Raw genomic sequence first — 26,825 nt, 5'->3', positions numbered from 1 at the left:
GTGCGCTCCTTTCGCTGTTCCGTTGCCGCCGCGCCGATGACGCGGCCCGAGCGCCAGTAAAGCACATCGACCGGGAGCACGCAGGCGCGCGCGATGCGATACTGCCTCTCATGGTCAACGCGCGCTTTCATTTCCACGATGAACTGAACGACTTCCTCGCGCGGCCGCAGCGCGGGCGCACGTTCGAGTGCGCGTGTCCGCCGACGTCATCGACGAAACACATGATCGAAGCGCTCGGCGTACCGCACACGGAAGTCGGTCTCGTCGTGCGCAACGGGCTTGCCGCCGGCTTCGACGTGCAGATTCAGCCCGGCGATTTCATCGAGGTCTATCCGGATGGCCGCGCGCCGCCGGACCTGGCCGAGGGCGGCTCGTTGCTGCGCCCGCCGCTTCGCGCCGCGGATTTGCGCTTCATCGCCGACGCGCATCTCGGCGGCCTCGCGCAACTGCTGCGGCTCGCGGGCTTCGACACGCGCTACGACAACAACTACCCCGACGACGAAATCGAGCGCCTCGCGCACGACGAATCGCGCATCGTGCTCACGCGCGACCGCGAGTTGCTCAAGCGCCGCACCGTGCTGCGCGGCTGCTACGTGCGCGCGCTTCAGCCCGACGAGCAATGGCGCGAGCTCGCGGAGCGCCTCGATCTCGCGCCGCATGTGCGCGCGTTTCGTCTGTGCCTCATGTGCAACGCGCCGCTGCGCCGCGCCGCGCCCGAAGAAATCGACGACCGCGTGCCCGAAGGCGTGCGTCAGCGCCACACGCGCTTCGTGACCTGCGATGTGTGCCGCCGCGTGTTCTGGGAAGGATCGCACTGGCGGCGGATGCGCGCGCGCATCGACGCGCTCGCGGAAGCAAGCCAGGCCTGAAGCGTCCGCGCACGTACAATACGCGTCCATTGAAACTGCCGCCCCGGAGCATCGCGTGAATAAATTCGAACTGGAACAGAACAAGGCGTTCAAGCTCGCCAACGACCTGAAGCAAGGCGGCCGCGCGCGCGCCGGCGCCGCAGCGAAGACGGACCGCCGCGAGCAGCGCAAGCTCGATCAGGCGAAGGGTCTCGTGCCGTTCGCGTGCAAGCTCGACGAAAAGCTCGTCAGCCAACTGAAGGAACGCGCCGAAGCGCACGAAGGCGGCATGACCGAAGCGCTCGCCGAACTGCTCGTCGCGGCGGGCCTCGAGCGTTGAGCGTCGTTCAGACGCTGCCTTCCTTCTCAATCACGAGGATGCGCGCCGCGCCCACGGGCTCGGCGTAATGCTCGTCGCCGGCCTGCGCGTAAAAGATGTCGCCGGCATCGAGCGTCAGCGTGCGCTCGCCGTCGGCATCGCGCACATGCATCCGGACCACGCCCTGCATCACGGCGAAGACCTCTTCGCCGTCGTTCACATGCCACTTGTACGGCGCGTCGGTCCAGTGCAGCCGGCAGGACGTGCCGTTCATCACGCAGATATCGAGCGCGCCCCACGCGCGCTCGGCCGTGAACTTTCCGCTCTCGATCACTTTCATCCGATACCGCCTAGCGAGTCATGTCGCGCGCTTCGTCGACATCGGCGTGACGCGTCGCGGGAATGTACGCCACCGCGATCAGCGAGAGCACGAGGCCGGCCATCACGTAGAACGTCGGCGCGAGCTGGGAATGCGTGACTCGGATGAGCCACGTCACGATGAACTGGCCGAAGCCGCCGAAGAGCATCACCGCGATGTTGTACGCGAGCGAGAGACCTGTCGAGCGGATGTGCGCCGGGAACAGTTCGGCGAGCAGCGCGCCGAACGGCCCGTAATAGCCCGACAGCGCAATCGAAAGCACGCTCTGCACGATGACGAGCCGCAACACGCTCGGCTCGGCGGCGAGCCACACGAAAAGCGGGTAAATGACGACGAGCGTGATGAAGAGCGACCACAGCGTGAGCGCCTTGCGCCCGATGCGGTCGGACCACGCCCCCGCCACCGGCGAAAGCACCGTCAACAGCAAATTGCCGACGATGAGCGCCGTGAACGACTCCCCGAACGGCAGCTTTAGCTGCTTGACGGCGAACGTCGGCAGATACGCGATCAGCACGTAGACCGTCACCGTCAGCGCGATGACCGAACCCAGGCCGCACAGCACTTCGCGGCTATGCGCGCGAAAGATTTCGCCGAGCGTCGCGCGCCGCGCGGTCTTCTGCGCGTGCATGAACGCTTCCGTGTCCGACATGTTGCGGCGGATATACAAGCCGACCGGCCCGATCACCAGCCCGAGAACGAACGGCAGGCGCCATCCCCATGAATTGAGCGCCTCGGGCGAGAGTCCGCGCGAAATCGCCGCGCCCACGATAGCGCCGAGCAGCAGCGCCGCCGCCTGACTCGCCATCTGGAAGCTGCCGTAGAAGCCGCGTTTGGAGAACGGCGCGGCTTCGATCAGAAGCGCGGTGGCACTGCCGAACTCGCCGCCCGCGGAGAAGCCCTGCACGAGCCGCGCGGCCACGATCAGCAGCGGCGCGCCGATGCCGATGGCCGAATACGGCGGCGCAATCGCGAGGAGCAGAATGCCGAGCGTCATCAGCGCGATCACGAGCGACAGCGCCGCCTTGCGCCCCGCGCGATCCGCGTAAAGCCCGAGCACGATGCCGCCGACCGGCCGCATCACGAACGCGACGCCGAAGGTCGCGGTGGTGAGGAGAATCGAGGAGTAGTCGCTTTCGCTCGGGAAGAAGAGCTTCGCGATGACCACGGTCATGAAGCCGAACACCGTGAAGTCGTACCACTCCAGCGCGTTGCCGATAACGGCGGCCGCGACGGCGCGCGCGTTCAATGCTCTGTCTGCCATGCGATTCTCTGTGGTCTCTGTTGACCGGCTCGGACGTGGCGCGGCCGGTGAATTTTTGTCTTGGCGAGTGTAAAGACCGCGCGCCGCCTAATCAAGGACGAGAAAGCCACAAAGAAAAGCGCGCCGGGCTTTGCAGCCGGGCGCGCGGTATCGGTGCCGGTGGGAATCGCGTTATGCCTTCTTCACATACGCGCTGCACCAGCCTTTCGCGGCGACCTGCTTGCCGCCGAACATCGGGCACGGCGCGAACGGGTCGGACGCCTTGCCCTGATAGAACTGGCAGTTGCCGCATTCCTGCCCGGGCGCGTACTTCGCGAACTTGGCCTTGTCCACCTTGCTCGCGTCCTGCTTGTAGCCGAGCGCCTGCGCGGTCGGATCGCTCTCTTCGACCTTCGGCGCGTCGGCGGCGAACGCGACGCGCGAACCGAGCGCGATCGTCGAGGCGACGCCTACGCTCGTCATCAGAAAGGTGCGACGGGATGTCTTCATGGTGACTCGCTCCATGTTGTATTGGGGAAAAGCGCCGTTCTTGACGACGGCGACATCCGAGCATAACAACACGCAAGCGAGCCGATCACGACAAATGTTGGAGATAAGCGCGGACGAACGCTTTAGCGCGCCATGTCCGCGACGCGCTCGCCGATGGCAAGCGAGGCCGTCAGCCCCGGCGATTCCATGCCGAAGAGGTTCACGAGCCCCGGCACGCCATGCGCCGACTTGCCCTGAATCATGAAGTCCGCCGCGACCTGTCCGGGGCCGGAGAGCTTCGGCCGGATGCCCGCGTAGGCGGGTTGCAGCGCGTCGTCGGGAAGTCCCGGCCAGTACGCGCGGATGGCGGCATAGAAGGAATCGGCGCGGCGCGGATCGACGTCGTAGTTGATCGACTGCACCCATTCCACGTCCGGGCCGAACTTCGCCTGCCCGCCCATATCGACTGTCAGATGCACGCCGAGACCCGCCTCGTTCGGCATCGGATAGATCAGCCGCTCGAACGGCGCGCGCCCGCTCACGCTGAAGTAGTTGCCCTTCGCGAAGTAGAGCGGCGGCACGTAGCGGTCGTCGAGGCCGCGAATGCGCCGCGCGATGTCGTTCGCGTGCAGCCCCGCGCTGTTGATGAGATACGACGCCCGAAAGCGCGCCGGCGCGTCGCCGCCCGTCTCGACGATGAAGCAGCCTTCGCGCGCGTCGATGGCCGTGACCGGCGTGTGGAAGACGACGCCCGCGCCGTGATTCTCGGCGTCGCCTTGCAGCGCGAGCATCAGCTGGTGACTATCGACGATGCCCGTGCGCGGCGAATACACCGCTTCGACGCAACTGAGCTGCGGCTCCATCTCGCGCGCCTCGGCGCCACTCACGCGCACGAGCCCTTCGACGCGATTCTCGATGCCCTTCTGCTCGATGGCCGCGAGTTGCGGAATCTGGTTGCGCGCGGTCGCGACGAGCAGCTTCCCGCATTGGCGGTGCGGCACGCCGTGCGCCTCGCAGAACGCGTAGAGCATCTCGCGTCCGCGCACGCACAACTCGGCCTTGAGCGATCCGCGCGGATAGTAGATGCCCGCGTGGATGACTTCGCTATTGCGCGAACTCGTGCCGACGCCGATGCCCTCGCCCGCTTCCAGCACCATGACTTCGCGCCCGCGCAACGCGAGCGCCCGCGCGATGGCGAGCCCGACGACGCCCGCCCCGATCACTACGCATTCGATCCGATCCATGTCCCTTCGCGCCCCAACTCGATGCTAACTATTCTACGTGCGGGACTATTGCGCGTCGCACAACAAACGCACGCGTTACGCGCCGTTTTCCGGTGCAATTCGGAAATTCGCGAGAATCTGGCCGCCAGATGTCGCAAAAGCCGGCTTTCGGCGCGTTTTTTCGCGGTTTTCAGAATCCCATCGACTTGCGGCGCGACTGCCGGTCGAGCTGGATGTCGCGCGCCTCGACGTGGTGCCTGCCGCCGATGCGCGCGTTGCCGAACGCGTTGAGCATCGCGCGCCGCATGCCGCGCGGCGAAGCCTTCGTCAGTGCGTCGAGCGGCGCGTCGCCGAGCGTTTCCGGAAAGCGCGCGCCCCACGCGTGCGCGTCGCGGATTTCCGCGTAGATCGCCTGCGCGATGCGCCGCGCGCCGTCGCGGTCGGGCGCCGGAATCTCGTAGACGTTCATGCGGTTCAGAAGCGGTTCGGGAATCGCGCCCGCGTCGTTGGCGGTCGCGATCCACACGACATTGCCCGCGTTGATCGGCACTTCGGCGAATTCGTCGGTGAACGCCTGCGCCGTGTCGTGCTCGAGCAGCGCGTAGAGCGCGCCGAGCGGGTCGTATTGCGCGTCGCCGGTCGCCTTGTCGATTTCATCGACGGTGATGACGGGATTCGCGTAGCTGCCGTTCACGAGCGCGTCGAAGACCTTGCCGGGCTTCGCATTGCGCCATTGCGACGACGCGCCCGAGAGAATCCATCCGGCTGTCAGCGAACTCATCGCGACGTAATGGCTCGACGTGCCGAGGAGCCGCGCGAGCTGCTTCGCAAAATGCGTCTTGCCGATGCCCGGCTCGCCCAGCAGCAGCATCGGCATGAGTTCGAGACGGTCGTCGGTTTCGAGGCAGAGCGCGATCTGCTTGCGGATATCGTCGAGCGGTTCGTCGAAGTTCGGCAGCGACGCCGCGAGATCGTCGATGGAAGGCATGCGGTTGGGCTTCACGCAAAAGCGCAGGTTGCCCGCTTTGAGCATCTTTTCGTAAGTGGCGCGCAGCGCCTCGCTCGCGCCTTCCGTGAGATCGTTCAGCGCGGTTTCCACGTCGTCGAGACTGTAGACCTTGCTGAACGACGCCACCGCCAACTCCTGTTTCACTACGGCCGTCGTCATGTCGCACCCCGTGATTTGCCTTGTTCGACGAGTTCAGTGTATCGATGACAAAACCGCGCGCAAGCGAGCAGTCGCGCGCGTCTGCTGCCAGTTTCCGCGATGCGGACCGCGGCCCCCGCGCGCTAGTATCATCGTCGGCATGGACGCGGCGGGCGGGTTCGGAACGTGCTGTCACTGCAACGGCCGGCGTGAGGCAAGCGCTGAACCACCCCGCGTCCGTCCTGTCACAACGAAGTCGCCGGGCAACGCCGTCCGGCGGCGTCGCGCAGGCGGCAAGCCGTGCGCCCGCGCCGCCATCCGATCCGCCCGCGCGCCGGAGAAGCCTTCAATGACGAAAACGACAACAAACCGCATCGCATTCATGCATTCGCTCGGCCGGGCGCTCGTTGCGGGCGCGTGTATCGCCGCGAGCCACGGCGCCTTCGCGCAAGGCGCGCCACAGCCGGTTCAGTGGGAATTGCAGGTCGTGCGCGACGGCCAGCAGATCGACTCGTTTTCCGCGACGACGAACGTCGGCCAGGCGCGCACCGACACGCACCACAACGTCGTGCAGAACCGCGTCGGATGCGCGGACAAGCCCGCCGGCGACGTCGACCTGCAACGCACGCTCACCGTTTCGCCGACGCACGCGAGCGCCGACGACATCACGCTCGCCATCGACGCGCAGGAGACGCTCGAAGACGACGCGTCGCGCGCCTCGCCTTCGGGCTGTAAAGTGCCGCCGGCGCCGCGTCAGGTCAGCGCGTCGCATCCGGGGCTCGTGCTGAAACCGGGCGAATGGGCGACGTGGCAGATCGTCGACAGCAATCCCTCGCTGGCGTACCGGGTCCGCGCCAGCATGGCTTCATCCGCGCCGGCGCAGTGACCGTCGCGCCGCCACGCACAACAGAACGAACGCATGCGAAACCCAGAACATCTTCCGCCAGCACCGTCCGCGAGAGCGGTCACGCCGGATTTCACGGCGGTGAGCTGGAACCTGCACAAGGGCCGCTCGCCGCTCGGCCTGCGCGCCTGGAACGCGATGCAGCGGTGGGTGCAAACCACCAACGCGGACGTCTACTTTTTGCAGGAAGCCATGGCGCGCCGCCTGCCGCAGCCGGTGCTCGCAAGCGGCTTCGGCAAGCCGCTCTCCGCTCCGCTCGACGATGTCTGGCACTGTCAGGCAACCGAAATCGCGACCGCGCTCGAATTGCAGATCGCGCTCGGGCCGAACGTGTTCAAGCCGTCGTGGCGGCACGGCAACGCGATTCTGTCGCCGCATCCGCTGGATCTTTCCGGACGATGGGACATTTCCGCGCATCGTTTCGAGAAGCGCGGGCTGCTGGTCGCGCGCGCGACGTTCGCCGGCCACGCGATCACGCTTCTATGCGCGCACCTCGCGCTCACGCGTTCGGCGCGTCTGCGTCAGATGAACTGGATTGCGCACTGGATCGCGAAGGAAGCGCCGGAAGGACCGCTCGTGCTGGCGGGCGACTTCAATGACTGGCGCAACGACTCGGTGCCGCTCTTCGGCGAACTCGGCATGAACGAAGTCGCAACGATGCTCGGCGAATCCGGCCGCACGTTCCCGGCATTCTCGCCGGCCCTCGCGCTCGACAAGATGTTCGTGCGCGGTCTCAAAGCCGTTGAATGGATCGTGCCGACGCAGGACACCGCGTGGCTTTCGGATCACCTGCCGTACATGGCGCGGCTGCGCATCGAATAGCGCGGCTTACGCGCGCGTGAGCAGCGCTTCGAGCGCGCCGATGGAAACCGGCTTCGTGAGGTGATGATCGAAGCCCGCGTCGAGCGCGCTCTGACGATCCGCCGCGCTGCCGTAGCCGGTGAGCGCGAGCAGCAGCGCGTCGCGGGTCGCATCGCGCTTGCGCATCTCGCGCGCCACATCCAGGCCGCTCATTCCCGGCAAGCCGATGTCGAGCAGCACGACATCGGGCCGGAAATCGTCGATGGAATCGAGCGCGCATGTTCCGTCGTATTCGGTGCGCACTTCGTGACCGAGCGCTTCGAGCAGCATGGACATGGCGAAGGCGGCGTCGGCGCTGTCGTCGACGAGCAGGATGCGGCGGCAGGCCGTGCCTTTATTCGTTTCGGCGGTGAGGCTCATGCGTGGCTCCGCTCTTTGCATGATTGGCTCGCCGACTGTAGCACAGGCATTGCGGGCAGTCGGATGAAGGCGCAACGCGGACGCGCGACGGCTCTGCTATCGTGAATCTTTCGGCCGCATCGTCGCCTTGCCATGTTCGATCTCTTCGACGACATCCCCAAGCCCGATATCGCGTGGCATCCGGACTGGATCGGCGCGGACGCGGGCTCCGACCTGATGGCCGCGCTCATCGACGAAGTGCGCTGGCAGCAGGACTCGATGAACACGCCGGGCGGCCGCGTGCCGCTGCCGCGCCTGACCGCGTGGCAGGGCGAGCCGGAGGCCGTCTACGTCTATTCGGGCATCCGCAATGTGCCGCAGCCGTGGACGCCCGCTGTCGCGCTTTTGCGCGATGCCGCGTGCGACACATGCGGCGCGCGGTTCAACAGCGTGCTCATCAACCGTTATCGAAGCGGCGCGGACAGCATGGGCTGGCACGCCGACAAGGAGCGCGAACTCGGCCCCGAGCCGGTGATCGCATCGGTGAGCCTCGGCGCCACGCGCAGCTTCGAATTCCGCCACGCCCGCACGCACGCCTCTCACGCGCTTTCGCTCACGCACGGCAGCCTGCTCGTGATGCGCGGACGCACGCAGCTCGAATGGGTGCATCGCGTGCCGAAGGAACCGGGCGCGCGCGGCGAGCGCATCAATCTCACGTTCCGCTGGGTGGATGCGTCCCGCGCACGCAAGTGAATCACGGTCTCTTCGCGACGAAGTCGATCTCCACGAGCGCATCGCGCGCGAGTCCCGTCACGCCGATGCAGGTGCGCGCCGGCAGCGGCTTCGGCGCGAAGTACGAGCGGTAGACAGCGTTCATCGCGTCGTAATCGCGCTTGAACTCGGTGAGGAAGATGCGCACGCTCACCACGTTGTCGAGCGTGAGGCCGAGTCCCGTCAGCACGAGAATCAGGTTATCCATGACGCGGCGCGTCTGCGCGGCGATGCCTTCGGGCAGCGGCGCCGCGTCGTCTTCGGGATGCGTCGGCATCTGGCCGGTGAGGAACACCCAGCCGTCGGCTTCCGCCGCGTGCGAGAACGGGCCGACGGGCGTCGGCGCGGCGTCGATCATAGAGAACTTGGGTTGATGGCTCATGGGTCTCGTCGGGAGTGAGGAGCCGCCTACCTTAGCGCGCCAATATTCGCTCGGCGCTTCACGCGGCCATATCTTCGGCGAGCGCCTTTACGCGATTACGCCCGGCGACCTTCGCCTCGTAGAGCAGGCCGTCGGCGCGCGCCATCAGCGAGGCGAGCGGCTCGCGTCCGTCCCATTGCGCGATGCCCGCGCTGAACGTGTAATGCAGCGCGCCGCCCGGCACGCCGCACGGCGTCGCTTCGACGGTGACGCGCAGCCGTTCGACGAGCGCGGTCACATCGGCGAGGCGCGCCGCGCTGCAGAAGAGACAGAATTCCTCGCCGCCGATGCGCCCGAATGCATCGTCGTCACGAATGCGCGCGCTCACGATCGACGCGAAGTGGCGCAGCACGTCGTCACCGCCGGCGTGTCCGTAACGGTCGTTCACGCTCTTGAAGTGATCCAGATCGATGACCGCGACGAACTCGCGCCGGTCATCCTCCGCGCCGCGCGCGAGCCGCGCGGTGGCGGCCGCGAGCAGCGCCTTGCGCGACAGCGCGCCGGTGAGATCGTCGAAGCGCGCGAGGCGCTCGAGGCGCATCGCGAGGCGGTCGTGCGCCATGATGACGAGCCCGATGCACAGCGACGGCAGCACGAGAATGCCGAGCGCGAGAAACGTGATTTGCATCGGGCCGGGCTGAAGGAGCGCGGTCTCGCCGGGCGGCTTCACGGCGTAGATCGCACCGCGCACCGTATGACCGATGGCGCCGAGCGCCGACGTCCCCGCGACGAACAGATAGTTGTAGCGCGGTCGCTCGGGCGGGCGCGACATCAGGATGCGTCCGGTGATCGCGAGATCGCATGCCGCATGAAACGCCGAGACGACCACCACGCGCATATGCACGTCCGGCGCGCCATACGTGTAGTAGACGATGCCCGCGAGCACGCCCGCCCACGCGATCCAGCCGGTCGCGCGCGCTTTCGCATCGACGCGCACGCCGAAGAAATCGTTGCAGCCTTCGTAGAAGAGCAGGATGGTCGCCGCGAGCAGCTGATTGGCGGCCACCACGCCGAGCCACGCGGGAGCGACGTTCTGCGCGGCGAACAGCAGGAGCGATGCGATCGCCAGCACGTTCGCCCAGATCCAGCGCGACACGCCGTCGATGGCGTGCGACGCCAGCGAGACCAGCACGAGTATCGAGAGAACGCTCGACAACGCGGTGACGACGAGAATGCTGACGGGACTGAACATCGCAGATGATGAGTTGGAGTGCGTGAGGCGCTGGCACGCCGCGACACGATCCATGCAATGACGGCGCGAGCGCGCACATCTTGAGAGGCGATGAAAAAACGCGGCGGACCGAACGGTCCGCCGCGTCGTCATCCGAGTGTGCCCGTTGCTCCGTTACCAGCCGTGATGATCGTGCCAGCGTTCCTCGCGATGCATCTCGTGCCGCCATTGGCGTTCCCGCCATTCGCGACGCTCGCGCCATTCGTGCTCGCGCCAGCGTTCGTCGCGCTCGCCGTAGCCGTATCCATACGCGACGGGAACCGCCGGCTGCACATAGACCGGCTGCGCGGGGCCGTAATAAGCCGGAACGCCGAGCCCGACCGCCACATCGACATGGGCGAACGCCGATGCCGACACCGCGAGCGCCGCCATTCCCGCAAGCCCGATGGCCGTACCAAGAAGTTTTTTCTTCATTTTTCGCTTTCTCCTTGCACCGAGTGCCGTGTGAGTCAGGTGCAGTCTAGAAGGCGATTCGCGACACAGGTGCAACAGCACTGCCAGAAAGGTAACGCAAGGTAACGGCACGCAGCAGACATGTGCGTCAGCGCACGCGCCGGCCTTGCGCGTCGATCACGACTTCGCCGTCTTCCTTCGTGAACGGCCCCTTCTGCGGCGACGGCAGCATGTCGATCACGAGTTCGGACGGACGGCGCAGACGCGCGCCCTTCGGCGTATCGACGAACGGACGGTTGATGAGGATCGGATGCGCGAGCATCGCGTCGATGAGCTGATCGTCGGTGAGCGCGGGATCGCTCAAGCCGAGTCCCCGTAGGGCGTGCCCTTCTCGCGCAGCGCGTCGCGCACCGAAATCCCTGCGCGCGCGATCAGCGCCATGAGCGTCTCGCGGCTCGGCGGCGACGTCAGATATTCGACGACGTTCGGCTCGATGCCCGCATTGCGGATCAGCGCGAGCGTGTTGCGCGAGGTGCCGCACTTCGGGTTGTGGTAGATCGTGACGGTCATGGGCGTCTCCTCAGGTTCGCTCGCTTCCAGGTTTCGTCGATGCCTCGCATTCTAGAGCCGAACGCGCGCTGCGATGGCGGTCGCGCCCGGCTCGCGTCATCTTGCCGGCCGGATGGCGGCGCATGAGCGCTGTCTTGTCCATTGAGCTGTCGATTGTCCTGTCAATAGGCGAAAGCGCGGCCTATAACGGAAATGCCCGTGGCACGGCCGCTGCTCCCAGCCACCACATCGCATCGATTCGAGGCGGGCGCGTCATGCACGAACGTCCGCACCGAGCCGTGCGGACACGGCACGAAAGTGGAAAGGAAAACCGGTGCGCGATCTTCACGCGAGCGCATCGCCATCAAGGAGTCGACATGAAATCACGTCTCGTCATGACGGCGCTCGCCGCCTCGTTATTCGCCGCTGCCGGCATCGCGTCGGCGCAGCAGACTTACTATCGAACCGCGCAGGTGCCAGGACAAGCCACGCCCGATACGTGGACGCAATCCGGCGGGATGCAGGACGCCAACGCGCAGGGACAGTCGGGCGACACGTCGTATGGCGGCATGCCGTCGTCCCGCAGCGACGCCGGCCCGATGACCACGCGCAGCAATCCCATCTCGAAGCCCTGCGTGCGCGGGCCGCAGTGCGATATCTTCTTCGGCAACTGAACGCGCTTTGCCGTGGCGCGCCCGTCCGAGGCCGGGCGCGCCCTCCATCTTCTCTAGAACCCGCTACATGCATCGCGACGACTTTCTCGCCGCGCTCTCGCGCGAAGGCTTCAACCAGGTCGTGACCGTCACGCGCGCGCCGAACGAAGCGCTCGATGTGCACGCGCATCCGTTCGAAGCGAAGGCGCTGATCGTCGAAGGCGATTTGACGATTCGCGTCGGCGACGAAGCGCGCCAGTATCGCGCGGGGGACATCTTTCATCTGCCGGCCAATGTCGAGCACTCCGAGCAATTCGGGCCGCAAGGCGTGAGCTATCTCGTCGGACGCAAATAATCGGGCGAAGAACAGTGCGGCGCACGTTCGTGCCGGGTTCGCTACACTCGTGGCACACAGCGACCGCGTGAGACCGGAGATGCCCCATGGCGACCAAAAAGACTGGCAGCGCGGCACGCATTCGTGTCGGAATCGGCGGATGGGACTTCGAGCCGTGGCGCGGCACGTTCTATCCGGAAGGCCTCGCGCACAAGCGTGAACTCGAATTCGCCAGCCGCGCGGTAACGAGCATCGAAGTCAACGGCACGTTCTATCGCACGCAGAAGCCGGAAACCTTCGCGAAGTGGCACGACGAAACGCCCGAGGACTTCGTGTTCTCGCTGAAGGCGCCGCGATACGCGACCAATCGGAGGGTGCTCGCCGAAGCGGGCGATTCCATCGAGCGCTTTTTCGAGAGCGGCGTGCTCGAACTGAAGGACAAGCTCGGGCCGATCAACTGGCAGTTCGCACCGACCAAGCATTTCGATCCCGAAGACTTCGAGAGCTTCCTGAAGCTCCTGCCCGCGACGGTGGAAGGCCGCGCGATTCGTCACGTCGTCGAAGTGCGGCACGAGAGTTTCGTCGATGCGGCGTTCGTCGCGCTCGTGCGCAAGTACGGCGTCGCGGTGGTCGTGGCGGGCGATTCGAAGTATCCGCAGATCGCGGACGTGACCGCGCCCTTCGTCTATGCGCGCATCATGGGCACGACCGAAAAGCAGAAGACCGGCTACCCGAAGGCCGCGCTCGACCGCTGGTCGGCGCGCGCGCAGGAATGGGCGGCGGGCGGTGCGCCGGACGACTTGCCGACGGTCGGCGGGCCGGCCGAGAAGTCAGCGGCGCGCGACGTGTATCTGTACGTCATCAGCGGCTACAAGGCCGCGAACCCCGCCGCCGCGATGGCGCTCATCAAGCGGCTCGACGAGCCGGCCTGACGTTTAGCGCACGAGACATGGTCTCGTTGTTGTCGAACGTCCAGTTCGGAATCAGAGATTGCATGGCGATGCCGTCGTCGAGCCCATGCTGCCGATACAGCGCGTGCGCCTTCTCGATTTCGTCATGTCCAGTTCGACGCCCAGACCCGGCGCCGACGATTTCCAGCGGATCGCGCGTCAGGCGCTGACCGTCCTGCCAGATCCAGTGCGTGTCGATCGCGGTGATCTTGCCTGGCGCGGCGGCGGCGACGTGCGCGAACATGGCGAGCGACGCGTCGAAGTGATTTGTTCGAATGCGAGCCCCAGGTGACGCCCCAGTCGTTGCACATTTGCGCGACGATCAGGAAACGAAAAAGCCGGCTTTCGCCGGCTCGATGCCGATGCGCGAATGACGCCCCGAGCGCGCTATGACTTCGCGTCCTGCCCGATCTCGTGATTGGCCAGAATCTCCAGCGCCCGGACCATGCCCGAGTGATCCCACGCTTGGCCGCCGTGCGCGGTGCACGCGTTGAAGAGCGCCTGACAAGTCGCCGTGTTCGGCAGCGCGACGCCGAGCGATTGCGCCGTCGAAAGCGCCAGATTCAGGTCCTTCTGGTGCAGCTCGATGCGAAAGCCCGGATTGAACGTGCGCTTGGTCATGCGCTCGCCGTGGACTTCCAGAATGCGCGACGACGCGAAGCCGCCCATCAGCGCCGTGCGGACTTTTTCCGCATCGACGCCTGCCTTCGATGCGAGCAGCAGCGCCTCGCCGACCGCCTCGATCGTCGCCGCGACGATGACCTGATTCGCGACCTTGCAGACCTGGCCCGCGCCGACATCGCCGATCAGGGAGATGTTCTTGCCCATCATCTCGAAGAGCGGCTTCACTTTGTCGAAGGTGGCCTGCGCGCCGCCGACCATGATCGTCAGCGATGCCGCCTTCGCGCCGACCTCGCCGCCGGATACCGGCGCGTCGAGATAGTCCGCGCCGCGCTCGCGCACTTTCGAGGCGAACTCGCGCGTCGCGATGGGCGAGATCGAACTCATGTCGACGACGATCTGTCCCGCGCGCAGCCCGTTCGCGACGCCGTTCTCGCCGAACAGGACGCGCTCGACGTCGGGCGTGTCCGGCACCATCAGGAAGACGATGTCGGCCTTCTGCGCGACTTCCGCCGGGCTGTTGCAGGCGGTGGCGCCCGCTTGCGTCAGTTCGGCCGGCACGCCGCTGCGTGTGAACGCGGCCAGCTCGACGCCGTTCTTGACGAGATTCGCCGCCATGGGATGTCCCATGATGCCGAGTCCGATAAAGCCTGCTTTTGTCGTCATATGTCTGCTCCTTGTGTTCCTTGCCGGAAGGCGAGCGCGGCTCGTCGTTACCGGGCGATGAAGTGTTGCTTCACGGCCTGCGCCGCGTTCCTGAGCAAGCCGAGATCCGCGCATACGGCGACGAGCGTACAGCCCATTGCGAGATAGCGCTCCGCGTCCTGCTGGACGGGCGCGAGAATGCCCGTCGCCTTGCCTGCCGCGTGCGCGCGCTCGAAGATATGCGCGATGGCCGCCTGCACGTCCGGATGGTTCGCGTTGCCGAGTTGACCATAGTTGGCGGCAAGATCGGACGGACCGACGAAGAGCGCATCGACGCCTTCGACCGCGGCGATTTCGTCGATGGCATCGACGGCCGCGCGGCTCTCGATCTGCACCGCGACGCTGATGTTGTCGTTTGCCACTTTGAAGTAGTCCGCCACGGTGCCGTAACGGTTCCCGCGATGCCCGACCGACACGCCGCGAATGCCCTGCGGCGGATAGCGCGTCGCCGCGACGGCACGCTCTGCATCGGCGGCGGTATCGACGAACGGAATCAGAAAGTTGACGAAACCGGAGTCCAGCAGCTTCTTGATCGCGACGGCGTCGTTCGCGGGCGGCCGCACGACCGGCGCGCTCACGCTGTCCTTGAGCGCCATGAGTTGCGGGATGAGCGTGAGCGCGTCGTTGGGCGCGTGCTCGGCGTCGAGCAGCATCCAGTCGAATCCGACGACGCCGATCATCTCGGTCGCGATCGGACTCGCGAGCGACATCCAGCAGCCGATCAGCCTCTCCCGCGCGCGCAGCGAGGTCCGGAATGCGTTTGGCAACGGTTGATACGGTGTCGTTGACGGCATGATGCCTCCTTGTGGTGGCCGCTCGTGCTTTCGGATTAAGTCATAGGATGTCTTAACACAAGATACTGGCAAATCGTGGATGACGACAGGAGCGTTTACCCGCACTGGCCTGTTCCGGGCGTCGCTCTTAGAAGTGATCCTTACGCAGTGTTGTACGACATCTTATTTCGTGCGTGCGCCGCTTGAATTGACGGATACGCGGTGTGCCGACTCAGTGTCGCCGGACCATCCGCCCTTTCATCGCTGTCGGCGGACTGCCGCGCGCTCCCGCATGTCCGACGACGCAGCAAGCATTATCGAGACGGCCAGTCTCACCGATAAAGTCGTCTCAACCCTGATGAGGACATGAGCGCGGCGCGCTGCGCCCCGGCGACAGTATCCCGACCGAAGTCGCGCTGATGAAGCAATTCGCGGTGAGCCGCTCGGTGGTGCGCGCGGCGGTGTCGCGATCGCAGGCGGCAAATATCGTCGAAAGGCGTCACGGCGTCGGCACGTTCGTACGCGCGCCCGCCGACCGCGAGGCGGTGCGTCTGCGGGGCGCGGACTTGTCGGATCTGCTCGACGTCGTGGCGGTCATCGAATTTCGCATCGATCTCGAAGGCGCTGCCGCCGCGCTCGCCGCTGGACGCCGAACCGAGCAGCATCTCAAGCAGATTGCAGGCGCGCTCAAGCGCTTCGAGGAACAGGTCGCGAACGGCAGCACCGATGTGCTGCAACACGACGTCGAGTTTCATTTGCAGATCGCGCGGGCGAGCGGCAATCGCTATTTCTACGATGTGCTCAGCCACATGGACGCGCCGTGGGTCCGCGCCCGCGCTTGCGTCGGGCCGAGATTGCCTAGACGGATCAGGTCGAACGGCTGCGTAACGTGCTGAACGACCATAACGCGATCTATCAGGCGATCGTCCGTCAGTATGCCGACGACGCGCGTGCTGCCATGCGAATGCATTCGAGCAATAGCCGCGAGCGGCTGGCTGAATGCGGGTGATGTTTTGAGCACTGCGGCCGCTTGCTTAAGTAAACAAAGGAAACGCGTATGTATACGTGGTAGTAGTTAACAAGCGCCCCGCGTTTCGGTGGATAACCCGATTCTGGCGTTATGGGTCAACGACTTGCGACGTAAACAACTTCGGTATTGTTCGACGATTTGCGGCGGCAAGCGAGGACAACTTTCCGCGTTTACTCGACATCGGCGAGTTATGCAGAAAAGGCCAACAGGTTGAGCGGTGCAGTGGGCACAGGGTTGTCCACAGAGGCTGGCTTGGGCGTCGATCAAGAGGACAAAGAAAAAGCGCCTCCGAAGAGGCGCTTTCAGGGAAGGTGTTGGCAAAAACGCCGACGCTACCCTCACTCCACCGTCACCGACTTCGCCAGATTGCGCGGCTTGTCGACATCCGTCCCCCGCGCGCAAGCCGTGTGATACGCCAGCAATTGCAGCGGCACCACATGCAGGATCGGCGACAACGCGCCATAGTGTTCCGGCATGCGGATGACATGAATCCCGTCCTCGCTGACGATGCGCGTATCCGCATCCGCGAACACGTACAGCTCGCCGCCGCGCGCCCGCACTTCCTGCATGTTCGACTTGAGCTTTTCGAGCAGCGCGTCGTTCGGCGCGACCGTCACGACCGGCATCGCCTCGGTCACGAGCGCGAGCGGCCCGTGCTTCAGTTCGCCCGCCGGATACGCCTCCGCGTGGATATACGAAATTTCCTTGAGCTTGAGCGCGCCTTCGAGCGCGATCGGATAATGCAGCCCGCGCCCGAGGAAGAGCGCGTTTTCCTTGCGCGCGAACTCCTCCGACCACGCGATGATCTGCGGCTCCAGCGCCAGCACCGCGTTCAGTCCCGCCGGCAAATGACGCAACTGCCCGACATACGCCGCTTCCTGCTTCGCATCGACGTGACCGCGCATCTTCGCGAGCGTCACTGCCAGCACGAACAGGCCGACGAGCTGCGTCGTGAACGCCTTCGTCGACGCCACGCCGATTTCCGTGCCCGCGTGAGTGAGAAAGGCCAGCTCGGTCTGACGCACCATCGCACTCGTCGCGACGTTGCAGACCGCGAGCGTGTGCGTGTGGCCGAGCGACTGCGCGTGCTTGAGCGCGGCGAGCGTGTCGGCGGTTTCGCCCGATTGCGATATGACGACGACGAGCGCCTTCGGATTCGGCACCGACTCGCGGTACCGGTACTCGCTCGCGATCTCGACCTGCGTCGGAATCTTCGCGATGGATTCGAGCCAGTACTTCGCCGTCAGCCCCGAGTAATAGCTCGTGCCGCAAGCCAGAATCAGCAGGCTGTCAATGCCCGCGAACGCCTCTTTCGCGCCTTCCCCGAAGAGGCTCGCGTCGAAACTGTCGGCTTGCGGGATCGTGTCGGTGATCGCACGCGGCTGCTCGAAGATTTCCTTCTGCATGAAATGGCGATACGGCCCGAGCTCGACCGCGCCGCCATAAGCCGTCACTACGCGCACTTCGCGTTGCGCGGGCAGGCCGTCGCGATCGACGATCTTCACGCCATCGAGCGCGATCTCGACGACATCGCCTTCTTCGAGGAACGCGAAGCGATCCGTGCTGCCCGCCAACGCGAGCGCATCGGAGGCCAGAAAGTTCTCGCCCTCGCCGATGCCCACCACCAGCGGCGAGCCCTGACGCGCGCCCACCACCGTATGCGGCTGGTCCTTGTGGATCACCGCGATCGCATACGCGCCGTGCAGCAGCTTCACGGCATCGCGCACGGTCTGGAACAGGTCGCCGCGATACATGCTGTGAATCAGATGCGCGATGACTTCCGTATCCGTCTGCGACACGAACTCGTAACCCTTGTCGCGCAGCATCGTGCGCAGCGACTCGTAATTCTCGATGATGCCGTTGTGCACGAGCGCCACCGTATCGCGCGAAAAGATCGGATGCGCGTTGCTGGTGACGGGCGCGCCATGCGTCGCCCAGCGCGTGTGCGCGATGCCCGTCATGCCGCCGAGGCCGGTGTCCTTCACTTGCGCGTCGAGATCGGACACGCGCGCGACGCTGCGCGCGCGGCGCGGCTCGCCATTGCTAAGCACGGCGACGCCGCACGAGTCGTAGCCGCGATATTCGAGCCGCCGCAATCCTTCGACGAGCACCGAGACGATGTTACGTTGCGCAACCGCGCCGACAATTCCGCACATGGCGTTTTCCCTTTGATGTCTTAACTCGAACGCACAATCGAAAAGGGCCGGACCTTCACCGGCCCGGCCCGCGCGCTTTCAACGTTTCTTCTTGACCGGACGAACGTAGTCGGTCCTGCTCACCTGACGCTTCTCGTTCAGCACGAGCTCGCCGTCGCCGACATCCTTCCAGACGGTCGTGCCCGCCGCGATGGTCACGCCGCGCCCGACGCGCACCGGCGCGACGAGTTGCGTGTCCGAGCCGATGAACACGTCGTCGCCGATGACCGTGCGATGCTTGTTCGCGCCGTCGTAATTGCAGGTGATCGTGCCCGCGCCCACGTTCACGCGCGCGCCGACATCCGAATCGCCGATATAGCTCAGGTGGTTCGCCTTCGAGCCGCGGCCCATCGCCGCGTTCTTCACTTCGACGAAGTTGCCCACATGCACTTCGTCGGCGAGCACCGCGCCCGGACGCAGGCGCGCATACGGCCCGAGCACGACGTTCGCGCCCGCCGTGCCGCCTTCGATATGCGTGTACGCATCGACGCGCGTGCCGGCACCGATGACCGCGTCGCGGATCACGCAGTTCGGCCCGATGCTCACGTTGTCCGCGAGCGTCACGCGGCCTTCGAACACGCAGTTCACGTCGATCGACACATCCGCGCCGCACTCGAGCGTGCCGCGCACGTCGATGCGCGCGGGATCGGCGAGCGTCACGCCCGCCTCCAGCAGCGCGTGCGCGACGTTGCGCTGATGGATGCGCTCCAGTTCCGCGAGCTGCACCTTGCTGTTCACGCCGAGCGTTTCCCATTCGGCGTCCGGCTGCGCGGTGACGACTTCGACGCCCGCCTCGATCGCGCGCTCGACCACATCGGTCAGATAGAACTCGCCTTGCGCGTTGTCGTTCTTCAGCGAGCCGAGCCACGCTTCGAGCGTGCGCGTCGGCGATACGACGATGCCCGTGTTGATTTCCGTGATGCGCTTCTCTTCGTCGTTCGCGTCCTTCTGCTCGACGATCCTTTGCACCGCGCCGCTCGCATCGCGCACGATGCGGCCGTAGCCCACCGGGTTGTCCACCGTGACGGTCAGCACGCCGTAGCGTTCGCCGCCGGCGGCATCGAGCAGGCGCTGCAACGTGCTTGCGCGCGTGAGCGGCACGTCGCCGTAGAGCACGAGCGTCGGCACGGACGGGTCCAGAAGCGGCAGCGCCTGCTGGACGGCGTGGCCGGTGCCGAGCTGCTGGTCCTGCACGGCGAATTGCACGTCCGGCGCGCCGACGGCTTCGCGCACTTTCTCCGCGCCATGCCCGATGACGACCACGAGGCGCGTAGGCGACAGCGTGCGCGCGGTGTCGATGACATGCGCGAGAAGCGGCCGGCCCGCGAGTGGATGAAGCACTTTCGGCAAGGCGGAGCGCATGCGCTTGCCCATGCCGGCAGCCAGAATCACGATGTTCATCGATCTAGTCTTGAAGTTCGAAAATCGCGCCAATATAGCACGCACATTTTTACTGAAATGCCCCGAAAAACCGCGTTTTCGGGCGTGAGCCGCGAGCTTTTACAGGTCGTCGAACTGAACAATTGAAATGGCGTTCGCCGGTGCTGACGGTTCGCTTGCGCACGGTTCTTCGTCGAACGCGATGTCGCCCTGCGCGTCCGCCTCGCCGGTTGCGCGCAGGCTCGTGAACGGAAAAAGTTGCCGGTCCATCAGATGCGAGGGCACGACGTTCGACAGCGCGTTGAACATGTTCTCGATGCGGCCGGGGAAACGCTTGTCCCATTCGCGAATCAGCGCCTTCATTTCGGCGCGCTTCAGATTCGGCTGGCTGCCGCACAGGTTGCACGGAATGATCGGAAATTCGCGCAGTTCGGCGTACTTTTCGAGGTCCGTTTCCTTCACGTAGGCAAGCGGGCGGATCACGACATTCCGGCCGTCGTCCGATTGCAGCTTGGGCGGCATGCCCTTCAGCTTGCCGCCGTAGAACATATTGAGCAGCAGCGTCTGGAGAATGTCGTCGCGATGATGCCCGAGCGCGATCTTCGTCGCGCCGAGCTCGCCGGCCACGCGATACAGAATGCCGCGACGCAGCCGCGAGCACAGCGAGCACGTTGTCTTGCCTTCCGGAACCAGTCGCTTGACGATGCTGTACGTATCCTGATTCTCGATGTGGAACGGAATATCGAGCTTCGTCAGATAGTCGGGCAGCACGTCCTCGGGAAAGCCCGGTTGCTTCTGATCCAGATTGACAGCGACGATGTCGAAGTGAATCGGTGCGCGCTCGCGAAGGCGCATCAGCACGTCGAGCATCGCGTAGCTGTCCTTGCCGCCCGAGAGGCAGACCATCACCTTGTCGCCTTCCTCGATCATGTTGAAGTCGCCGATGGCCTGGCCGACCTGCCGCGCGATCCGCTTGAAGAGCTTGTTGTTCTCGTAGGCTTCCTTCTGCTGGCGCCGCGTGAGCGCCTCGCGCGCGGGCTTCTCTTCGTGTGCTTCCTCGCGTGCTTCCTCGCCTGCGTGATCGATGGCTTCGCGCGCGTTCATGCTCGTTCCTCTTTGATGCGAAAGACTTCGACGCCCACCGCGTCGCAGTCGGGATAGACGTCGGGCTTTTCCGTCGATACGGCCACCGCGCGCACGTTCGGATGCGCGAGCAGCGCCGCGGCGACGTCGTCGCACAGCGTTTCCTGCAAATGAATGTGGCCGCGCTTCACGCGCTCGGCGATGGTCGAGCGCATGAAGTCGTAGTCGACGACCTCTGCGAGCTTGTCCGCGACGGGCGTCGAGAGCGCCAGCGGCACGAACAGTTCGACGTTGAACACGACGCGCTGCTCGCCGCGTTTTTCGAAGTCGTGCACGCCGATATTGATGCGCACTTCGTAGTTGCGCAGAAAGAGCCGCCGGCAATCGGTCAGCCGGGGATGCGAAAGTGCGGCAAGCATGAGTGTCATTCCAGGGTTAAGGCTTTTGCGCGCCGATCATGTACATCACGTCGCGCGGGCTCGGCACGAGATGCTGCCCGCCATCGACGACGAGCGTCGTGCCGGTCACGCCGTTCGCGCTGGCCAGATAGCACGCGGCCTCTGCGACATCATCGACCGTCGATGAACGCTTGAGCGGCGTCACGCGATGCGCCGCTTCGAACGACGCGGGCGTTTGTCCGGCGGAAATGAGCGTGAGTCCCGGCGCGAGGCCGACCACGCGCAGCTTTGGACCGAGCGCCTGCGCGAGCGCGACGGTCGCGGTGTCGAGCGCGGCCTTCGTGAGCGTGTAGGACAGATAGTCCGGGTTCATGTTGTAGAGCTTCTGGTCGAGCACGTTGATGACGACGGCGCGCTGGGATTCGTCGGCTTCGGCGGCATCGGGCGTCGCTTCGTGCAGCGCGCGAGCGAGCGTGAGCGGCGCGGCGAGGTTCACGGCGGTCATCTGCAGGAGCTTCGCGTAGCCGAAATCGGCGGCGGTGTCTTCGTCGAAACGGGATGCGCAGTTCACCACGCATTGCAACGCGCCGAACGCTTCGACGCACGCGGGCACGAGCCGCGCGACTTCTGCTTCCACGGCGAGATCCGCTTTGAGCGCGACCGCGCGGCGCCCGAGCGCCTCGATTTGCGCGACGGTTTCGTGCGCTTCGCGTTCCGAGCGGCCGTGGTGCACGCCGACGTTCCAGCCTTGCTGCGCGAACGCGAGCGCGATGCCCCGCCCGATGCGCTTTCCCGCGCCGGTCACGAGCACGGCGCGCGGACGCCGGCCTGACGGCGACTGCGACAGCGGCGAGATGGAGCCGAAAGACGGCGAATTCGCGGGAGAAAGCGGCGTAGAGGCGCTCATTTACAATACTGGGATGAATCCGAATCGACCAACCGATAGTTTACCTGCTCCGGGCGCCGACGCGCTCGCGCAGTCAGAAGCCCTGTGCGCGACGATCCGCGCGCGCATCGCGGCGGCGGGCGGCTGGCTGCCGTTCGACCGATACATGGAACTCGCGCTTTACGCGCCCGGCCTTGGCTACTACAGCGGCGGTGCGATGAAATTCGGCCGCCGCGCCGAGGACGGCAGCGATTTCATCACCGCGCCGGAACTGTCGCCGCTTTTCGCGGCGACGCTCGCGCGCCCGGTCGCTCAGGCATTGCAGCAGAGCGGCACGCGGCGGCTGATGGAGTTCGGCGCGGGCACGGGCAAGCTCGCGGCGGGTCTTTTGACCGCGCTTGCCGAGATGAACGTGGACATCGACAGCTACGAGATCGTCGAGTTGTCGGGCGAATTGCGGGATCGTCAGCGCGCGACGATCGACGCGCGCGCGGGCGCGCTCGCCGGCAAGGTGCAGTGGCTCGATGCGTTGCCCGAAGCGTTCGAGGGCGTGGCGATCGGCAACGAGGTGCTGGACGCGATGCCGGTTCGCCTCGTCGTGCGCAAGCTGGGCGCGTGGCATGAGCGCGGCGTCGTCGCGCTGAACGACGGCTTTGCGTTCGAAGACCGCGCAATCGAGCCGGATGCGCACGTGGAACTGATTGACGCCGCCATCGAGGACGAGCTTTCGGCGGACTACGTCACCGAGACGCATGAGGCGGCGCTCGGATTCACGAAGACGGTTTGCACGATGATTACGCGCGGCGCGGCGTTTTTTACCGACTATGGCTTTCCGCGCCGCGAGTTTTACCATGCGCAGCGAGCGACGGGCACGTTGATGTGTCATTACCGGCATCGCGCGCACGCGGATCCGTTTCTTTATCCGGGATTGCAGGACATTACCGCCCACGTCGAGTTTTCCGGCATTGCGGAAGCGGGCGTCGAGGCGGGCGCGGATTTGCTCGGCTTTACGTCGCAGGCGCGGTTCCTGATGAATTCAGGTATTACCGATGTTCTCGGCGCTTTCGATCCGAGTGACGTCAAACGCTTTCTGCCTGCTGCGAATGCCGTGCAGAAGCTGCTTTCCGAAGCGGAAATGGGCGAGCTTTTCAAGGTGATCGCGTTTTCGCGCGGAATCGACGGGACCGTCGATGCTTTTGCCGTTGGCGATCGGTCGCATACGCTATGAGGGCGCGGTCATGATCCGCTGGGTACTCACTACGTTTATCGCACTTGCCGTGCTGTCGGGGTCGATGCCCTGGCTTCGGAAGTTTGGTATCGGGCGGTTGCCCGGGGATTTTAATTTGCGGATTTTTGGACGGGAGTATTCGTTTCCTTTTATGTCCACGATTTTGCTTTCGGTTTTGCTTTCTTTGATTGCGCGGATGTTGTAGCTTGCGCGGTTTTTTTGGGTGCTTATTGTTCGTGTCGGTCTATTAGGCTGCCCCTCCTCGGGGCGGGGGTCACTTTCTTTGCTTGGGACCAGAGTAAGGCGCTAAAGCGCCAACTCTGGTCGACACAAAGAAAGTGAACCTATCCGCGTTTTTGTGGGCGAGGCGGTTAGCGGAGTTACCCGCGTGCGTTGGTAAAACGCTCTCCAAACAGAATAGCGAACTGGTTCATGGCGGAGGACCGAACCTATCCGCGTTTTTGTGGGCGAGGCGGTTAGCGGAGTTACCCGCGTGCGTTGGTAAAACGCTCTCCAAACAGAATAGCGAACTGGTTCATGGCGGAGGACCAGTCAAATGCCGCCCGTACCGACTTCGCCAGCACATTGCGCAATGCCAGCCAAAGCAGCTTGATGGCGGCCTCGTCGTTGGGGAAGTGGCCGCGCGTCCTGATGATCTTGCGCAGTTGCATGTTCAGACTCTCAATGGCATTGGTGGTGTACACCACCCGGCGTATCGCCGGGGGAAACACAAAGAACGGTGTGACGTTCTCCCATGCCCGTCGCCATGACTGCACGATGGTCGGATACTTCGCGCCCCATGGCCCTTCGGCAAAGGCCTCCAGCGCCTGCTGCGCGGCCTGTTCGCTGGCCGCCCCATAGATCGGACGCAACGCGGCGGCGACGCTTTTACGGTCCTTGTAGCTGGCGTATTCCAGGCTGTTGCGGATCAGGTGCACGATGCAGGTCTGCACGGCCGTGCGCGGGTACGCTGTGCCGATCGCCTCGGCCAGCCCCTTCAGGCCGTCGACGACCGCGATCAGGATGTCCTGGCAGCCCCTGGTCTTCAGTTCATTGAACACCTTCAGCCAGAACTTCGCGCCTTCGGTCTGCTCGATCCACAGGCCGAGCACGTCGCGCTGGCCGTCGGCCTGAATGCCCAGCGCCAGATACACCGCCTTGTTGCTCACCACGCCGTCGCCACGGATCTTCACGCGCAGCGCGTCGAAGAACACCACCGGGTACATCGCCTCGAGTGGACGGCTTTGCCAGGCCAGCGTTTCAGCCATCACCTCATCGGTGACCGAACTGATGAAATCGGGTGAGACCTCGGTGCCATAGCTTTCGGCCAGAAATGCCTGAATCTCGCGCACGCTCATGCCGCGTGCGTACATGGCGATGATGCGCTCGTCAAAGCCCGCGAAACGGCGCTCGTGCCTGGGAATCAGGATCGGCTCGAAGCTGCCTTCACGGTCGCGCGGCAGATCGACCCGCACCGCGCCGCGCTCGGTGATGACGGTCTTGCCGCTGGCGCCGTTGCGTTCATTGGTCTGCTCGGCAGGCTTGGGCTGGCCGGGCCGGTAGCCCAGATGCATGCTCATTTCCGCGCCCATCGCGCGTTCGATGAGCGCCTTGTTGAACGCCAGCATCAGGTCCTGGACCTCACCGGGCGTCATCGGACCCTTCACCAGCTCATCAAGCAGCGCTTCAGGCAACTCAGGCAGCGGCCCGCGGGCCGCTGCCTGAGACGCGACGGTGCGTTTCTTCTTCATCGGCATATCCATGACTTTTACCTCTCATGATATGCCTCGCCCACGGAATTACGGATAGGTCCGGAGGACCAGTCAAATGCCGCCCGTACCGACTTCGCCAGCACATTGCGCAATGCCAGCCAAAGCAGCTTGATGGCGGCCTCGTCGTTGGGGAAGTGGCCGCGCGTCCTGATGATCTTGCGCAGTTGCATGTTCAGACTCTCAATGGCATTGGTGGTGTACACCACCCGGCGTATCGCCGGGGGAAACACAAAGAACGGTGTGACGTTCTCCCATGCCCGTCGCCATGACTGCACGATGGTCGGATACTTCGCGCCCCATGGCCCTTCGGCAAAGGCCTCCAGCGCCTGCTGCGCGGCCTGTTCGCTGGCCGCCCCATAGATCGGACGCAACGCGGCGGCGACGCTTTTACGGTCCTTGTAGCTGGCGTATTCCAGGCTGTTGCGGATCAGGTGCACGATGCAGGTCTGCACGGCCGTGCGCGGGTACGCTGTGCCGATCGCCTCGGCCAGCCCCTTCAGGCCGTCGACGACCGCGATCAGGATGTCCTGGCAGCCCCTGGTCTTCAGTTCATTGAACACCTTCAGCCAGAACTTCGCGCCTTCGGTCTGCTCGATCCACAGGCCGAGCACGTCGCGCTGGCCGTCGGCCTGAATGCCCAGCGCCAGATACACCGCCTTGTTGCTCACCACGCCGTCGCCACGGATCTTCACGCGCAGCGCGTCGAAGAACACCACCGGGTACATCGCCTCGAGTGGACGGCTTTGCCAGGCCAGCGTTTCAGCCATCACCTCATCGGTGACCGAACTGATGAAATCGGGTGAGACCTCGGTGCCATAGCTTTCGGCCAGAAATGCCTGAATCTCGCGCACGCTCATGCCGCGTGCGTACATGGCGATGATGCGCTCGTCAAAGCCCGCGAAACGGCGCTCGTGCCTGGGAATCAGGATCGGCTCGAAGCTGCCTTCACGGTCGCGCGGCAGATCGACCCGCACCGCGCCGCGCTCGGTGATGACGGTCTTGCCGCTGGCGCCGTTGCGTTCATTGGTCTGCTCGGCAGGCTTGGGCTGGCCGGGCCGGTAGCCCAGATGCATGCTCATTTCCGCGCCCATCGCGCGTTCGATGAGCGCCTTGTTGAACGCCAGCATCAGGTCCTGGACCTCACCGGGCGTCATCGGACCCTTCACCAGCTCATCAAGCAGCGCTTCAGGCAACTCAGGCAGCGGCCCGCGGGCCGCTGCCTGGGACGCGACGGTGCGTTTCTTCTTCATCGGCATATCCATGACTTTTACCTCTCATGATATGCCTCGCCCACGGAATTACGGATAGGTCCAAGAAAGTAACCAAAGAAAGCAGCTTCTCAAGCCCGCAGCAACTAGCGCGTGGGCAGCTTGCGGAAAGAGCATTGGCGCTCGGTTAATAGAGAGCCTTGAATGACCTTCCGCGCCCGCTGAGCGCCACGTCCTGCGAGTTCCTTGGCTCGTCAAAACCACTCTCCCATTTCGCGTTCTCGCCTGCGGTTCGGTCCTGTTGGAGCGAACCGCATCGGCGTTTGAGACACCGGCAGTTTGCTTGCTGTAGACGCTAACGCGAGCAAGCGCGCTTACCGGCGCAAACCCTGGGTGTTAACGAGCCAAGGGGCTCGCAGGACGTGGCGCTCCGCGGGCGTGGAAGCTCATTCAAGGCTGTTGATTAGTTAGATTGCCACCGTCTTGCCGGAAGCT

28 protein-coding genes and 3 pseudogenes are annotated in these 26,825 nt (G+C 64.9%); 11 read left to right on the top strand and 20 right to left on the bottom strand.

Translation table 11 applies throughout. The features are described 5' to 3' along the window. Positions 1–110: 110 nt before the first annotated feature. Together LDZ27_RS01245 and LDZ27_RS01240 are read left to right on the top strand one after the other, a co-directional pair. Positions 111–869, top strand: coding sequence for a Mut7-C ubiquitin/RNAse domain-containing protein (locus LDZ27_RS01245; protein ID WP_244814979.1), 759 nt, complete (start codon positions 111–113; stop codon positions 867–869). Positions 870–924: 55 nt separating this feature from the next. Next, positions 925–1,188, top strand: coding sequence for a hypothetical protein (locus LDZ27_RS01240; protein WP_244814978.1), 264 nt, complete (start codon positions 925–927; stop codon positions 1,186–1,188). A 7-nt stretch (positions 1,189–1,195) separates the two neighbouring features. Here the strand turns inward: LDZ27_RS01240 and LDZ27_RS01235 are convergent, their stop codons facing one another. The 5 genes from LDZ27_RS01235 to LDZ27_RS01215 all read right to left on the bottom strand — a co-directional run bounded on the left by LDZ27_RS01235 (position 1,196) and on the right by LDZ27_RS01215 (position 5,666). Next, positions 1,196–1,507, bottom strand: coding sequence for a cupin domain-containing protein (locus tag LDZ27_RS01235; protein WP_244814977.1), 312 nt, complete (start codon positions 1,505–1,507; stop codon positions 1,196–1,198). Between the two features lie 10 nt (positions 1,508–1,517). After that, positions 1,518–2,807 carry an MFS transporter gene (locus LDZ27_RS01230; protein WP_244814976.1) on the bottom strand — a complete coding sequence of 430 codons (1,290 nt, stop codon included), beginning with the start codon at positions 2,805–2,807 and terminating at the stop codon, positions 1,518–1,520. 171 nt (positions 2,808–2,978) lie between these two features. Then, positions 2,979–3,296 (bottom strand): high-potential iron-sulfur protein, encoded by a 318-nt coding sequence (locus LDZ27_RS01225; protein ID WP_244814975.1) that lies wholly within the window; start codon positions 3,294–3,296, stop codon positions 2,979–2,981. Positions 3,297–3,418: 122 nt separating this feature from the next. Further along, positions 3,419–4,519 carry an NAD(P)/FAD-dependent oxidoreductase gene (locus LDZ27_RS01220; RefSeq protein ID WP_244814974.1) on the bottom strand — a complete coding sequence of 367 codons (1,101 nt, stop codon included), beginning with the start codon at positions 4,517–4,519 and terminating at the stop codon, positions 3,419–3,421. Between the two features lie 169 nt (positions 4,520–4,688). Next, positions 4,689–5,666 carry an AAA family ATPase gene (locus tag LDZ27_RS01215; RefSeq protein ID WP_244814973.1) on the bottom strand — a complete coding sequence of 326 codons (978 nt, stop codon included), beginning with the start codon at positions 5,664–5,666 and terminating at the stop codon, positions 4,689–4,691. 328 nt (positions 5,667–5,994) lie between these two features. Between LDZ27_RS01215 and LDZ27_RS01210 the strand changes: the two genes are divergently transcribed. Together LDZ27_RS01210 and LDZ27_RS01205 are read left to right on the top strand one after the other, a co-directional pair. Beyond that, complete coding sequence (locus tag LDZ27_RS01210; RefSeq protein ID WP_244814972.1) at positions 5,995–6,531, top strand: hypothetical protein; 537 nt, start codon at positions 5,995–5,997, stop codon at positions 6,529–6,531. A gap of 33 nt (positions 6,532–6,564) precedes the next feature. Next, entirely contained in the window at positions 6,565–7,371 is an 807-nt protein-coding gene (locus tag LDZ27_RS01205) for an endonuclease/exonuclease/phosphatase family protein (protein ID WP_244814971.1), read from the top strand. Between the two features lie 6 nt (positions 7,372–7,377). Here LDZ27_RS01205 and LDZ27_RS01200 read toward each other — a convergent pair whose 3' ends face one another. Then, the gene (locus LDZ27_RS01200; protein ID WP_244814970.1) at positions 7,378–7,770 is read right to left on the bottom strand and encodes a response regulator; all 393 of its coding nucleotides are present in this window, start codon (positions 7,768–7,770) and stop codon (positions 7,378–7,380) included. 132 nt (positions 7,771–7,902) lie between these two features. Here LDZ27_RS01200 and LDZ27_RS01195 point away from each other — a divergent pair, with 132 nt between their 5' ends. Next, on the top strand, positions 7,903–8,502 hold the full coding sequence (locus LDZ27_RS01195) for an alpha-ketoglutarate-dependent dioxygenase AlkB (protein WP_244814969.1): 600 nt from the start codon (positions 7,903–7,905) through the stop codon (positions 8,500–8,502). 1 nt (position 8,503) lies between these two features. On the opposite strand, the gene LDZ27_RS01190 is transcribed toward LDZ27_RS01195, so the two are convergent. The 4 genes and pseudogenes from LDZ27_RS01190 to arsC all read right to left on the bottom strand — a co-directional run bounded on the left by LDZ27_RS01190 (position 8,504) and on the right by arsC (position 11,135). Further along, entirely contained in the window at positions 8,504–8,902 is a 399-nt protein-coding gene (locus LDZ27_RS01190) for a RidA family protein (RefSeq protein ID WP_244814968.1), read from the bottom strand. Positions 8,903–8,960: 58 nt separating this feature from the next. Further along, positions 8,961–10,133, bottom strand: a complete 1,173-nt coding sequence (locus LDZ27_RS01185) for a GGDEF domain-containing protein (RefSeq protein ID WP_244814967.1) — start codon at positions 10,131–10,133, stop codon at positions 8,961–8,963. A 153-nt stretch (positions 10,134–10,286) separates the two neighbouring features. Next, the gene (locus LDZ27_RS01180) at positions 10,287–10,586 is read right to left on the bottom strand and encodes a hypothetical protein (protein WP_244814966.1); all 300 of its coding nucleotides are present in this window, start codon (positions 10,584–10,586) and stop codon (positions 10,287–10,289) included. A 127-nt stretch (positions 10,587–10,713) separates the two neighbouring features. Continuing rightward, positions 10,714–11,135: pseudogene (gene arsC, locus LDZ27_RS01175) on the bottom strand (arsenate reductase (glutaredoxin)). Positions 11,136–11,491: 356 nt separating this feature from the next. Between arsC and LDZ27_RS01170 the strand changes: the two are divergent. The 3 genes from LDZ27_RS01170 to LDZ27_RS01160 all read left to right on the top strand — a co-directional run bounded on the left by LDZ27_RS01170 (position 11,492) and on the right by LDZ27_RS01160 (position 13,033). Beyond that, complete coding sequence (locus LDZ27_RS01170; protein ID WP_244814965.1) at positions 11,492–11,788, top strand: hypothetical protein; 297 nt, start codon at positions 11,492–11,494, stop codon at positions 11,786–11,788. Positions 11,789–11,855: 67 nt separating this feature from the next. Continuing rightward, positions 11,856–12,122, top strand: a complete 267-nt coding sequence (locus tag LDZ27_RS01165) for a cupin domain-containing protein (RefSeq protein ID WP_244814964.1) — start codon at positions 11,856–11,858, stop codon at positions 12,120–12,122. 86 nt (positions 12,123–12,208) lie between these two features. After that, a complete protein-coding gene (locus LDZ27_RS01160) occupies positions 12,209–13,033 on the top strand; it encodes a DUF72 domain-containing protein (protein ID WP_244814963.1) in 825 nt (274 codons plus the stop codon). A 3-nt stretch (positions 13,034–13,036) separates the two neighbouring features. Here LDZ27_RS01160 and gudD read toward each other — a convergent pair. The 3 genes and pseudogenes from gudD to garL form a co-directional block, all read right to left on the bottom strand. Continuing rightward, a pseudogene (gene gudD, locus LDZ27_RS01155) lies at positions 13,037–13,371 on the bottom strand (glucarate dehydratase); the annotation flags it as partial. Positions 13,372–13,438: 67 nt separating this feature from the next. Beyond that, positions 13,439–14,338: a 2-hydroxy-3-oxopropionate reductase gene (locus tag LDZ27_RS01150; RefSeq protein WP_244814962.1), complete on the bottom strand. Its 900-nt coding sequence runs from the start codon at positions 14,336–14,338 to the stop codon at positions 13,439–13,441. A 47-nt stretch (positions 14,339–14,385) separates the two neighbouring features. Then, a complete protein-coding gene (gene garL, locus LDZ27_RS01145) occupies positions 14,386–15,171 on the bottom strand; it encodes a 2-dehydro-3-deoxyglucarate aldolase (protein WP_244814961.1) in 786 nt (261 codons plus the stop codon). A gap of 271 nt (positions 15,172–15,442) precedes the next feature. Here garL and LDZ27_RS01140 point away from each other — a divergent pair. Beyond that, positions 15,443–16,159: pseudogene (locus tag LDZ27_RS01140) on the top strand (FadR/GntR family transcriptional regulator). 359 nt (positions 16,160–16,518) lie between these two features. Here the strand turns inward: LDZ27_RS01140 and glmS are convergent. The 5 genes from glmS to LDZ27_RS01115 form a co-directional block, all read right to left on the bottom strand. Continuing rightward, positions 16,519–18,336 carry a glutamine--fructose-6-phosphate transaminase (isomerizing) gene (glmS, locus tag LDZ27_RS01135; protein ID WP_244814960.1) on the bottom strand — a complete coding sequence of 606 codons (1,818 nt, stop codon included), beginning with the start codon at positions 18,334–18,336 and terminating at the stop codon, positions 16,519–16,521. A gap of 78 nt (positions 18,337–18,414) precedes the next feature. Further along, entirely contained in the window at positions 18,415–19,776 is a 1,362-nt protein-coding gene (glmU, locus tag LDZ27_RS01130; protein WP_244814959.1) for a bifunctional UDP-N-acetylglucosamine diphosphorylase/glucosamine-1-phosphate N-acetyltransferase GlmU, read from the bottom strand. A gap of 99 nt (positions 19,777–19,875) precedes the next feature. Then, positions 19,876–20,859, bottom strand: coding sequence for a tRNA 2-thiocytidine(32) synthetase TtcA (gene ttcA / locus LDZ27_RS01125; protein ID WP_244814958.1), 984 nt, complete (start codon positions 20,857–20,859; stop codon positions 19,876–19,878). Continuing rightward, complete coding sequence (locus LDZ27_RS01120; RefSeq protein WP_244814957.1) at positions 20,856–21,257, bottom strand: dihydroneopterin aldolase; 402 nt, start codon at positions 21,255–21,257, stop codon at positions 20,856–20,858. Before LDZ27_RS01120 ends, ttcA begins: the two co-directional genes overlap by 4 nt. 16 nt (positions 21,258–21,273) lie before the next feature. Next, entirely contained in the window at positions 21,274–22,143 is an 870-nt protein-coding gene (locus LDZ27_RS01115; protein ID WP_244814956.1) for an SDR family oxidoreductase, read from the bottom strand. A gap of 13 nt (positions 22,144–22,156) precedes the next feature. On the opposite strand from LDZ27_RS01115, the gene LDZ27_RS01110 reads away from it, so the two are divergent. Next, entirely contained in the window at positions 22,157–23,350 is a 1,194-nt protein-coding gene (locus LDZ27_RS01110; protein ID WP_244814955.1) for a class I SAM-dependent methyltransferase, read from the top strand. Between the two features lie 10 nt (positions 23,351–23,360). After that, positions 23,361–23,555: a DUF2905 domain-containing protein gene (locus LDZ27_RS01105; protein WP_244814954.1), complete on the top strand. Its 195-nt coding sequence runs from the start codon at positions 23,361–23,363 to the stop codon at positions 23,553–23,555. A 280-nt stretch (positions 23,556–23,835) separates the two neighbouring features. Here LDZ27_RS01105 and LDZ27_RS01100 read toward each other — a convergent pair whose 3' ends face one another. Both LDZ27_RS01100 and LDZ27_RS01095 read right to left on the bottom strand, forming a co-directional pair. Continuing rightward, positions 23,836–25,107 (bottom strand): IS256 family transposase, encoded by a 1,272-nt coding sequence (locus tag LDZ27_RS01100; protein ID WP_370653380.1) that lies wholly within the window; start codon positions 25,105–25,107, stop codon positions 23,836–23,838. A gap of 11 nt (positions 25,108–25,118) precedes the next feature. Then, positions 25,119–26,378: an IS256 family transposase gene (locus LDZ27_RS01095; RefSeq protein WP_370653382.1), complete on the bottom strand. Its 1,260-nt coding sequence runs from the start codon at positions 26,376–26,378 to the stop codon at positions 25,119–25,121. Positions 26,379–26,825: the final 447 nt, after the last annotated feature.

Origin of the sequence: Caballeronia sp. Lep1P3 (genome assembly GCF_022879595.1) — a bacterium.
GTDB lineage: Bacteria > Pseudomonadota > Gammaproteobacteria > Burkholderiales > Burkholderiaceae > Caballeronia.
This window is presented reverse-complemented; position numbering and strand designations above follow the sequence as displayed.